Here is a 12558-nt window from a genome sequence, read left to right on the forward strand (position 1 = left end):
CCCCCCCCCCCCCCCCCCCCCCCCCCCCCCCCCCCCCCCCCCCCCCCCCCCCCCCCCCCCCCCCCCCCCCCCCCCCTCGTCTCAAGTGCTCCCCGTACCTATCGGCACAGCGCGGTGCGGGTTCAGATACCCATGCCCTTGGCCAGGACCGGCCAGGAAGCCCGGAACTCGTCTTCCCAGTATCCCCACGAATGGGTGCCGTTCTCGCGGAAGTTGAAGGTGGCCGGGATACCCAGCGAATCGAGCCGGTTCTTCAGGTTGTGGGTGCAGAAATTGGTACCCGCCTCGATCACCCCGCCCACGATGAGCTGGTTGGCCAGCCCGTAGGACCCGGGCAGGGTGTGCGGACCGTTGAGCGTGTCCCAGCGGCCGGGCAGGCCGTTACCGGTGGAGACATACAGTTCCAGACCACGCAGGCCCTCGGCGTGCACGTACGGGTCGTTCTCGACCCACTCTTCCGAGCCCTGCGGGCCCCACATGTTCATCGTGTTGCCGCCGCCCCAGGTCTCGACGGTGAGCTTCACGAATTCCGAACCGACCGGATCGCTGGTCTGCGCGCAGCCGCTGTAGGCGGCGGCCGCCTTGTACAGGCCCGGCTTCGCGATGGGCAGCGCCAGCACGGTGGTGCCGGAGGTGGACAGCCCGGCGATGGAGTTCACGCCGTTGGTGCCCAGCGCGCCGTCGACCAGCGGCGGGAGTTCCTCGGTGAAGAAGGTCTTCCACTTGTTGCGGCCGAGCGCCGGATCGTCGGCGATCCAGTCGGTGTAGTAGCTCCAGCTACCACCGATGGGCTGGATGACGTTCACGTTCTTGTCCGAGAGGAACTCGAGCGTATTGGTCTGCGCCTGCCACGACGCGGAATCCTCGCCGCCGCCCGCACCGTTCAGCAGGTACAGCGTGGGCCGGGGTACCGAGGCGTCGGCGGGCCGCTGGACGTCGACGATGATCTCTTTGTCCATGGACGTGGAGTGCACGTACAGGCGCAGGTTGCGATCGTCCTTGTACTCGGCTTTGACGATGCGCGACCCGTTGGGCGAGGTGGGGTCGGCGAGCAGGGTTTTGGACTCGATGATCGGGTCGGCCGCGGCGGTACTACCGCCGAGTCCGGTCATCACTCCCGCGAACACCGCTGTGGCCGCGACCATCGCCGCGGCGCGTCCGCCACGCCGGCTGAGTCGACGTATCAATTTCGCACCTTCGCTTCGTCTCGAATCTTCATCCGGGCTCACTCCACGCACCGATCAGTACCGTTCCGGGGACCCGAACGCCTCACAGTAACCGGGCACGCGTCAGCCGCCCCGGAGGTTCCGCCTGTGTAGTCGTACGGCGTGGACATATCGTTACCGTAGCGTTGTCCGAATATCTCGGTCCGGCCACGCACGCTATGCGCATTCAGCACGATGGAACACCGCGGTGGTGACAGCGCACGGGCCGCGCTCAATCATGCCCGGCCCGGCGCGACCCCACCGCCAGCGACCCGCCGGGCCGCTCGACCCGGCCCAGATATTCCAGGACCCCGTCCCGCCGCCGGACGATATCGCCGGTCCGGAAGAGCCGGCCGCCCCCCGCCGCCGCGATGAACCCGGACGCGGTGGCGCCCGGATCGCCGAAATATCCGCGGGCCAGCTGGGGGCCGCCGATGTACATCTCACCGGCCGTGCCCGGCGGCACCGGGCGCAACCGCTCGTCCAGGAGATACACCCGGTCGTTGGTGACCGGGCGGCCACCCACCGACCCCACGGTGATGACCCCGGTCTCGTTGTGGCCGTACCAGATGACCAGCTCCGCACCGGGCAGCAGCGTCATGAACCGCTCCACCCCGCCCGGCGGCAGCGCGGCACCGTCCACGCAGAGCCGGCGCAGGCTGGGATGCGCTGCCCGGCCACCGCCGTCGGTCACCGAATCGAGGAACCGATCGAGCAGGGAGGGGACCACATGGACGACCGTCACCTTGTTGGCGGAGATCGACCGCGACAGATCCGCTGCCCGGCCCGGATGGTCGGGCATCAGGATCTGCGCACCGCTGTGCAGCGGGCGGAACAACTCCCAGAGGGTGATATCGCCGACCGTGGGGGCCGCGTGCAGAACCAGGTCGTCCGCATCGTAGGGATGGCTGCGCTGCGCCCGGCGCAGTCGTTCGATCAGCTGCCGGTGGGTGGTCGTGACACCTGTCTCCGTATCCGGGTGATACCGGATATCGGCGAGATCGTCGACGGCGACCACCGGGTCCGCGGCCGGGGCGGCCGGCAGATGCAGATAGAGGAGGTCGATCGCGACGACCGGGATACCGGTACCGGTGGTCACTCCGTCGTCGGACAAGCTCAGCACACAGATCGGCGCCGCCGAGGCCAGGATCCGGTCGAGCTCCCCGGCCGGGCCGTCCGGATTCACCGGCACGTACGCACCACCGGCGCGCAGCACCGCGCAGATCGCGACCACCAGGTCGATACCGGGTCGCATGGCCACCGCGACCGGGGTCTGCGCGCCGACACCGAACCGGATCAGCTCCACCGACAGGGCCCGGGACTTGCGATCGAGTTCGGTGTAGCTGAGCAACCGCGCACCCTGCCGGACCGCCGGATCGGCCGGCGTGCGGGCCACCTGATCGTCGAACAGCGACAGCAGGGTGCTCTCGTCGTCGCGGGCGCCGATATCGAGGACCGGCGACATATACGTCGTGGTCTCCACATCGGTGATCGGCCGTAGGAAGGTGGTGGGCTCGGGATCGGCGGTGGATCCGTGACCGCCGCCGGCGTCGCGCACCGGGTCTGCCCCGGCGCTCTCGCCGGCCGGCTGTTCCGCCGCCGCAGTGGCCTCGGGAGCGGACCGGCCGCCGGCTGCCGGGCGCCGCTGCGGAAGCGGGGCCGATGGCGGTGCGGGAGTGTCCTGAGCCTGCGGCTCGTACGCTTCGGCGGCCCGCGGGCGGCGCTGCGGCAGCACTCGCGGTGCGGGGCCCGGCGGGGCGGCCGGTTCGGAGCCGGGCATCGCGGTTTCCTCCGCGGCAACCGGACGCCGCCGCGGTAGCGATACGGGTCCGGCCGGCGAATCCGGGCCGGGGTCGTCGAGCGTTTCGCCGGGCAAGACCTCGGGCTGCGCGAGACCTGGCCCGAGGTCGGCGAACGACGTCGGCTGCGGCGCCGGATCCGCGGCGCGGGACCGCCGCTGCGGCAGCCCACCGGCCGCGGAGTCGGACGCCGGCCGACGCTGCGGCAACCCGGAACCCTCCGGTCCAGAAGCACCGGAACCCGCGACCGCCGAATGCGAACCACCCGGCGAATCGGAAAGCCGCTGCGGCAACACACCCGGATCCGAAACGGGCATCACCTGTTCCTCGGCCCCGGTCTCCCCCGGCTCGGCACCCAGCCGAGAACGGCGCTGCGGCAAAGCTGAATCCGTCGCGGTGGCGCCGGAATCGTCAGGGGACGGGCCGGTAGCGCTCTGCGGGCCCGGCGTTCGCTGCGGGAGAGACTCCGCCGCGGAATCCGTTCCGGCTACCGGCCGGCGTTGCGGCAAACCGGAGTCACCCGTTCGGGCGGCACCGGAATCCGCGACCGGCGAATGCGAATCTCCCACCGAATCGGGGCGGCGCTGCGGCAACGCACCCCGGCCCGAATCGGTTGCCTCTCGGTTTTCGGTCCCAGTCTCCGGCGACTCCACAGCCGGCCGAGGACGACGCTGCGGCAAACCCGAATCTCCCCGCGTGGCGGTGCCGGAATCCGGCCCGGAGGAGGGCGCACCGCCCAGGGGTCCGGGGCGCCGCTGCGGGAGGCCGCTTGCGGTGGATTCGGCGCCGGATGCCGGCCGGTGCTGCAGCCCCGGAGCGGCGGGAGCGGAAATCCCGGACTCGGCGGGCGGCGCGTGCTGGATACCCGCCGAGCCGGATCCCGGAGGCGATAGCGGGTTTGCTGTGGAAGCACCCCCGGAGTCCGGGGACGCGGGAGTTGACCCCGCCTCGCTCCGATTGCCAGTGTCCGTCGAGTCGGCACCGGTGCGGGGCCGTCGTTGCGGCAGTCCGGGATTCGCGGGCGGCGGTGCGTCGGTGACCGGCCGCAGCAGTGAGGTGGTCTCCGCGTCCGGAGTCTCCGGCGAGAGGTTCCCTCGGGCAGAAATCTCGCCCGGGGAGCCGGGGCCGGGCCTCTCGCCCGGGGGACCCGCAGCAGGGATCTCGCCCAGATGGCGGTTCGCCCGGGTTTCGCCAGGATAGCGGGGCGCAGGCGTTCCACCCAGAGAGTCGGGTGCACGGTTTTCGCCCTGGTAGCCGGGCGCAGATGCTCCGCCCGGAGAACCGGGCGCCGAGGTGCCGCCCAGAGAACCGGGCCCAGAGGTGCCGCCCAGAGAACCGGGCGCAGGGGTATCGCCCGAGTAGCCGGACACAGATGCTCCGCCCGAAGAGCCGGGCGCAGGGGTGTCGCCCGGGGGGCCGGGCACGGGAGTGTCGGTTACGGAACCCGGTACGGAAGTCTCGCCATGCGAACCCGTGGCGGAAGCCTCGCCGAGGTGGCCGGGCGCCGGTGCTTCCGGCAGGGGATCGGGCGACGGAAAGATATCCGGCGCGGCCGGGGATTCGAGGCCGGCGGCGGCCCGGCGCCGGCGGGGGTCCGCCGGGCCCTGGTGCGCCTGGGCTTCGGGTGATTCCCCGGCGCCCGGACGTTCGCGGGCGGCCGGTTGCCCCGGGGCGTACGCGTCGGAGCCGGGCGGCGCGACCGGGGCGGGTTCGAGGCCGGGAGCGACGCCGGCGCGCAGGCCGTGTTCGGCGAGGCCGCCGAGGGCCCGAACCCAGTGTTCGGCGAAGGTTTTCACATCCTCGCCCACGAACACCTCGGTCGCGTAGTCGAAGCGGCACAGCAGGCCCTCGTCGGTGACATCGACCGTCAACACCAGCGGAACCCCGTCCGCGGGGCCGTCGGTGTGCACACGGGCGGGCCGTAGGTCGCGGTAACGCAACGTGAACAGGCCCGAATCGGCGGCGGCGAATTCGGCGGCAGTTTCCGTGTTGAGATAACGCAGCAGCGCGTAGCCGGCGCCGCCGCCGGGTACCGAACGAACGAGATCGCGGATCTGGACGAGTGCGATCCCGGCGGCGGGGCCGCCGATCAGCGCGTCGGCGGTGTCGATATCGGCGATCCGTACCGAGAGCGGGAACTCGGTGGCGAAGCCGCCGACCAGGTTTTCGGCGCGGCCCACCAGTGTGCGGGCGTCGGCGTCGCAACGCACCAGCGACCCCAGGGCGCGGGCCACCGCGCCGTCTTCACCGGTGCGCAGGGCGATCGCCACGGCCGTCAGCAGCACCTCGGGCACGGTGGCGTCGTAGGCGCCGGCCGCCGCGGTCACGGCCGCGGTGCCTTCGGCGGTGATGGCCAGCGAGACCCGGCGGCGCGGCCGTAGATCGACCGTACCCAGCGGCGCCGCGGTACGGGCGCCGGCCAGATTCCGGCGCCACCAGCCCGCCTCGTCGAGCAGATCGATGGAGCGGGCGCGCTGATCCAGCGCCTGGACCAGCTGCGCGACCCGGGTTTCCGCAACCGCCGCGGCGGTCTCGCCGGCGATCAGCTCATCGACGATCACGCGCCAGGACCGGTCGTCCACGACGAGGCCGTTGGCCACCACCACCAGCCGCCGGGCCGGTTCGGTGCCGGTGACCACGAAATGGATATTGCGGCCGGTCGCCGGGTCGAGGGCGTCGGCGGCCGCCTGCACCACATCGTCGGTGGCGACGGCGTTCTCGCCGGTTTCCGGGCCGAGCCACCAGTACTGCCGGTCGCCCCGCTGATCACGCGGCGGAATCCACAAGGTGGGGGTCCGATCGCTGCTGTCGAGCCGGGCCGACAGCAACGGGTGCCGCACCACCAGCGCCCGCACGACCTCTTCGGTGTGCTCGAGCGGCTGATCGGCGGGCAGGTCCAGCACGATCGACCGGACCTCGACACCGGGCAACGGGTACTCGAGGAGGCGGATCGCGGTGGGCGTCGCGGGCAGTTCCCCGGAAACCTCGGCGGCACCGGCCGTTCCGTTGTCACTCGCGGCCGTCCGCGAGGGGGTTCCGCCGGCCGGGGGCACCGGCTCACTCGCCTCGGAGAGGGAGGCCGTTCCGGTCGCCGGGACACCGCTCACCTCGGATCGCGCGGCGTGGGCACCGACAGCCTCGGACTCTTCGAGCCGGCCCCCCGCGGCGCCCGCTGTCTCGGACTCCCCCGCGCTGCCCACACGGCCGAGCTCGTCGGCAGCGGTCCCGCCTGCGGCGCCGTCCAGCGCGGCAGCCGAACTCAGGCGGCCCGCATCGCCCGACGCCGCAGCCGAACCCGGATCACCGAACACGACAGCCGAACCACGGTCACCCACGTCACCCGGCCCGGCAGCCGAGCGCGGGTCGACAGCATCACCCGACCCGGCCGGCAAGCGCGGGTCGCCGGCGTCACCGAGCGCGGCGGCCGAGCTGCGGTCGCCTGCGGCGCCGAGCGCGGCACCAGGCTGGTCGGCAGCGAGATCGGCGCGGCGCTCACTGCCCTCGAACCGCTCGGAATCAACCTGATCGGGCGCAACCGAGCTGCGGTTGCCTGCGGCGCCGAACCGGTCCGCACCGACTCGAGCCACAGTCTGCGGTGCCTCGCCGCCGGCCGACGGCATATTCGCTACCCGGTCACCGGCATCGCCCACCGACGCCGTATCCGGCTCGGCGGCCCCGGTTCCGATTACCGCGGCAGTGTCTGCGTGATCCCCCGCGGAATCGCCCGGATCCAGGGCAGGTTCCAGCGGCGGCACCGATTCGGGAGCCGGGAGAGCGGTGCGGTCGGGTGTACCGTCCGCGTTCAGCGGGATCGCGTCGACCGGCTGGTATGCCGCCGGAACCTGCGAGATCGGCAGCAGCCGGGCGACCCCCGCGCGGATCTGCGCGAGATCCGGCTCGCCGCCCGTGGGCACCACATACGCCACCAGCCGGCTTCCCGGTATCGCGGTAGCAGGGCTCGCGCCGGAACCGCGTGGTAGCACCGCGGCGTCGGCGATATCCGGTAGCGAGCGCAGCGCGGCCGCGATCGTGGCCGGATGGATGCGATGGCCGCTCAGCCGGAGCTGATCGTCGACGCGGCCCAGCAGGTCGAGGCGCTGCGGTGTGGTGGGGGTGGCATCGCGCCACAGCACCAGATCACCGGTGCGGTACATCCGGGCGCCGTATCCGAACGGGTTGGCCACGAAACGGTTCCCGGTCTGCGCCGGCCGGTCCGCGTAGCCGCGGGCCAGCTGGTCGCCGGCGATGTACAGTTCGCCGGGCACGCCCGGTGGTACGGGACGTAACCGCGAATCGAGGACGAAGACCCGGGTGTTCCACTGCGGCAGGCCGATCGGCACCGATCGCTCCGCCGATCCCGCGGCGGGCCAGGAGGTCGCCGAAACCGTGGTCTCCGCGGTTCCGTAGAGGTTGTGCACTCGGGCGCCGCACCGGGTGCGCAGGGTGGACACGGTATCCGGCGACAACGGTTCGCCGGTCACGAAGATTTCGCGCAGGCTGCCCGTCCGGGCCGGGTCGGCAAGTCCGGCGAAATCGGCCAATTCGGCCGATCCGAAATCGGTGACCGTCACCCCGTGCCGGGCGATCGCGGCGGCCACCTGCCCGGCATCCGCGGTCCCGGCCAGTACCAGCTGCGCGCCGGCACGCAGCGGCAGGAAGAAACCCCAGAGCGAGATATCGCTGGTGACGGCGTTGCGCTGCAGGTAGATATCGGTGAATCCCAGCGGGTACTGGGCGAGCATGAGGGTGATCTGGTTGTTGACCGCACTATGCGAGAGCACCGCCAGTTCCGGCCCCTGCGGCGCGGCCGAAACAGGAAGCACACAGGCGGCATTACCGGGGCGCACCGGCCGGAGCAGCTCCTCGGCACGCACCGGTTCGGTGGAGTACTGGGCGATCTCGGCGGCGTCGAGTACGAGAACGGAGGCCGGTTGCCCGCTCGCGCGCAGCGCCGCCGCCGACCGGGATTCGGTCGCGTGGTCGGCCAGCACCAGGGCCGGGCGTGCGGCGTCGAGGACCTGCCCGGTCCAGTGCGCCGGATCGCGGGGGTCCAGCGGCAGGTACGCGCCGCCCGCGGTGAGCACCGCGTAGATCGCGACCACCAGGTCGGGTGAGGGCCGGAGCGCGATACCGACCACGGTTTCCGCACCCACACCGGCGTCGATCAGCCGGCGCGCCAGCCGGTTCACCCGGGCATCGAATTCCTGATAGGTGAGCTCGGAGTCCGCATCGGCCACGGCCACCGTATCGGGCCGGATGGCGACGGTACGGCGGTAACCGTCGAGCAGCAGTTCCGGTGCCACCGGGTAGCGGGTGTCGTTCCACACCACCAGCAACCGGTCCAGATCGGACCGGGAGAGCAGGTCGATATCGCCCACCGGGCCGTCCGGGTCGCCCCCGGCGACGGTGAGCACCCGCTGGAACCGCCGTGCCACCTCGGCGACGGTGGTCCGGCCGAGCCGGTCCGCGGCGAATTGGAAGGCCGCCGCGATACCGTCCGGGGAACCGTCGGGGGCACGATGCGGGTCGATCACCAGCCGTAGCACCGCATCGGCCGGCGCACCGGCGACCTCGACGGGTTCGGTGGCCAGGCTCGGCATCTCCAGCCGTGGAATATCGTTGTGCCGCAACGAGATCGCCACATCGAACAGCGGGCCCTCGACCCCGAGGGCGGCGGTCAGTGATTCGAACGACAGGTCGGCATTGGCGAAGGCCCGGCGGTCCGATTCGGCGACCCGCGCCACCAGGTCGAGGAAGGATTCGGCCGGATCGATGCGGGTGCGCAGCACGACGGTATTGGCGTAGGGCCCGATCGCGTCGTCGAGTTCGCGTTCGTCGTTACCGCGTACCGAGCTGCCCAGCACGATATCGGTGGCCGCGGCCGTCCGGGCCAGCAGCACCGCGAATGCGGCCCGCAGCACGATGAATTCGGAGGTACCGGCCCGCTGGGCGATATCGGCGATCCGGCGATGGGTCCGGGTGCCGATATCGAACGCGTGCACGCCCTGCCCGGTACCGTCGGGCCGGTCGGACGCGGCCGCGAAATCGATACGCGGCGGCAGATCGGCCAGCCGGTCGCGCCAGAACGCGAGCCGGCGAGCGGCGAGTGAGCCGGGATCGGTGGGATCACCGAGTTCGGCCCGGCGGCTCAGGAAATAGTCGAGGTACTGCACCGACAGCGGCTGCCACAGCGGCCGTGACCGGTTGCGGCGGCCGAGGAAAGCCCGCAGCAGGTCCCGGAGCAACAGGCCGGCGGAAACCTCGTCGGCGAGGATCCGGTGTACCACCACCGCGACGACATGTTCGCGGGGGCCCAGTTCGGCCAGCGCGAACCGCACCGGGACCTGTTCGGGGTCGGCGGCGTCGAAATCGGTCTGCGCCAACGCCTGCAGCCAGCCGGCCAGCTCCGCGGCCGGTACCGGTTCGGCGACCACCTCCGGCACGGCCTGTTCCCGGGGCAGCACCACCTGGTGCGGTACACCATCGGCCGCCGGGTAGACGGTGCGCAGGGTTTCGTGCCGGTCCACCACATCGGCGACCGCGGCCTGCATGGCTGTCGCGTCGAGGCTCCCGGTGAGGCGCATCGCGGCGGTGATCGTTTCGGTGGCCGATTCGGGGGCGGTCTGGTTGCGCTGCCACAGCCGCAACTGCCCGGGCGACAGCGGGATCGTCTCGGGACGTTCCACGGGCAGTCGCGGGGCCGGCGGGGCGGGCTCGTCGTCCCCGGTCTCCGGGGAGACCGGGCCGGAGCCAGTGTGGTCGGGCAGCGGCGATTCGGCGGGCGGTGGGGGTGCCGCCCAGTCCGGCCGGCCGGGTAGTGGCCGGCCGAGGGTGGGTGCCGGGGCGCCGGGTCCGGCGGGTCGCTCCTGATCGTCGGCCGCGGTCTGCGGATCGTAGAACGCGGTGGCATCATCGGCGATCGGGCCGGACGCCGCGCGTTTCGGTGCCGGGTCCTCCGGCCCGGGTAGTTGCCGGCCACGGCTCAGCCAGTCGTCGGCCGACTGGGGCTGGGTGAAACCGGGTTCGGAGGCGCCGGTGAACGCGGACTCCGAGCCCTCGTAGCCTGCCGGCTCCTGGTCCCGGGTCGGGGAACCGTGCGGCTCGACCGGATTCGCGGCATTCCGGCCGCCACGACCGGGCAGCGTGTGCTGGCGGTCCGGCATCTCGAGATAGCCGCGGCCAGGTAGGTCGAGGTCACGCTTTTCCGACGCGAGCCGACTGTCCCTCTCGGGCTCGGTATCCCGGGAAAACTGCTGGTGGTCGCCGCCCGGGGCCGTCGGCTCACCGACACCGACGCGGCCGTCTTCCGACAGCTCCGCCACAACACCATGGCCGCCGCCGTCGCGACTCCCGTCCGCCGAATCCCGGATCGGCAGGCTCTGTTCGTAGTCGGTCTGTTCGCCGACCGGCCACTGGTCCGAGGCGGCAGCGTACTCCGGTGCCGGATCGTCCGCCCGACCCCGCCGCGGGACTACCGCCGAATCGTCCAGCGCCGGCACGGTGACCCGCCCGAGATACTCCATATCGCCGCCGGGCCCGCGGCGCACCAGATCGCCGGTGCGGTACAGGCGGGAGCCGTCGTCGGCGAACGGATCGGCCACCAGTAGTTGTGCCGTCCGCCCGGGGCGGCGGTGATAGCCGCGGGCCAGCTGTGGTCCGCCGAGGTACAACTCGCCCACCGCGCCGTCGGGTACCGGGGCGAGCCGCTCGTCCAGGATATGCGCGGTGACGGCGCGGATCGGCGCGCCGATGGTGGGCGGGCCGCCGGGGGTGAGCGGTGAGCTGATACAGGTCATCACGGTGGTCTCGGCCGGGCCGTATCCCTGATACAGGGCGCGCATCGAGCCGCCGGTCACCGGAATCGCCCAGCGTTGCACCAACTCGGGCGGGCACGGGCGGCGCCCGGTCACCACCACGCCCAGCTCGTCCAGCCCGGCCGGATCGATCAGCCGCAGCGCGTCCGGCGGGAGATAGGCATGGGTGACCCCGGTGCGCCGCAGCAGCGCCGCCACTTCGTCGGCGCGGGTCACCAGCGGCGACACCACGACCATGGTCGCCGCCCCGCCCAGCGCCAGCAGGAGTTCGAGTACCGACGAATCCGCGGGCATCGGCGCGAAGTTCAGCGTGCGGTCCTCGGGTTCGACCCGGTAGCGACCCTGCTGTTCGGCGCACAGACCGGACAGCCCGGCCTGGGTCACCACAATTCCGTCGGGCGCGGTCTCACCGTCCGTGTCGTAGCTGACATAGGCCGGGTGCTCGGCGCGTAGCGGGCGGACCCGGTCGGCATAAGTCACCGCGTCGGCGGAGAACTGTTCGAGCGAACGCGCCGTGTCGACCGTATCGACCTGCAGCCATTCGATCTCCACGGGTAGTTCGTTGCGTACCCAGGAAACGGCCAGGCCGTAGGTCACGCCGGCGTCGGCGAGCAGATGCGCGACCCAGCCCGGCGGGTAGGCGGGGTCGATCGGCACGAAGCCGGCACCGGTTTTGGCGACCGCCCAGACGGCGAGCACGGCGTCCAGCGAACGCGGAATTGCCACGGCCACCAGATCCTCCGGGCCGATACCGCGCGCGATCAGCGCCCGGGCCAGCCGGCTCGACCAGGCGTCCAGATCGGCGTAGCCGACCTGTTCCAGCGGGCCGGTGCCGTCGGCGAGAATCAGTGCGACGCCGTCGGGGTTGGTTTCGACGGCATTGGCGATCAGCTGGGGCAGAGTGGTCACGCGGGGCCGCCGGGTGCGCTGCGGTCTGGTCCGGGCCGGCCGCGTCATGCTGTCTCCCGGAGGTGGTCACACCGCTGACCGACTACCGCATCCATCTGTCCGCCTCGCCTGCCTATCGCACTTCACCGCCGCGCCGACCGTGGCCCGCGGCATGGTGGCAGCCTGCCACAATGCGCCGGAGCCCGGTATGGCACCCGGCAGGTTACCGCCCCGGCCACAGTTCGACCATCCAGCGACCGTATCGGACTTCCTTCCCCCGGCCGCACCGGTTCCCCGGCGGCGGACCCCGGTCCGGGCGACGGCCGGGGCCGGTTCAGGCCAGCAGGGTGGACAGGTCCAGCGTGCACCCCACCCCGGCCCGGACCGCATCTACCGCGGCCGGCTCGTCCGTGATGAGCGCGACGAGATCGCCCGGTGTTCCCGGGCCGAGCAGGGCCGGTCCCGTGCCGCCGGACCACAGATGTGTGATCCATTCGCCGGCCGGGATCCCCGCCCGGCCGTTGTCCGGGAGCAGCACCACCGTCGCCCCGGCGGCACCGGCCGCGACGATTTCCAGGACGGGGGGGGGGGGCCAGGCCCGGCCTCTTGCGCATTTCCGAAAGCCGGGTCGCGCGACTGAGCGCGACCATGTGCTGGGCGCCGTCCTCGATCTCTGCCCGCTCTTTCCCATCAGGAAAGAACTCTGCCAGAAAGCTCTCCTTCGCGTGCACGGTGAACCGGGCCGTTTGCAGCTGGATCCGATCGTCACGGATGAGGAAGGTGTCGACACCGTCGGTGAGAACATGGCCCTGGGTGTCAGCGGTCCATTCCAGCAGGACGATATCGTCGTCG

At 72.0% G+C, this 12558-nt stretch carries 3 protein-coding genes; all 3 read right to left on the minus strand.

Annotated features, from left to right (window positions below; genetic code table 11):
* Nucleotides 1-122: 122 nt before the first annotated feature.
* The 3 genes from QH276_RS24790 to QH276_RS24800 all read right to left on the minus strand — a co-directional run bounded on the left by QH276_RS24790 (nucleotide 123) and on the right by QH276_RS24800 (nucleotide 12247).
* Entirely contained in the window at nucleotides 123-1145 is a 1023-nt protein-coding gene (locus QH276_RS24790; RefSeq protein ID WP_280398550.1) for an alpha/beta hydrolase, read from the minus strand.
* Nucleotides 1146-1437: 292 nt separating this feature from the next.
* Nucleotides 1438-11727, minus strand: a complete 10290-nt coding sequence (locus tag QH276_RS24795) for an AMP-binding protein (RefSeq protein ID WP_280406920.1) — start codon at nucleotides 11725-11727, stop codon at nucleotides 1438-1440.
* A gap of 313 nt (nucleotides 11728-12040) precedes the next feature.
* Entirely contained in the window at nucleotides 12041-12247 is a 207-nt protein-coding gene (locus tag QH276_RS24800) for a hypothetical protein (RefSeq protein WP_280398548.1), read from the minus strand.
* Between the last annotated feature and the right edge of the window lie 311 nt (nucleotides 12248-12558).

This window comes from Nocardia carnea, from assembly GCF_029869215.1.
Lineage (GTDB): Bacteria > Actinomycetota > Actinomycetes > Mycobacteriales > Mycobacteriaceae > Nocardia > Nocardia carnea_B.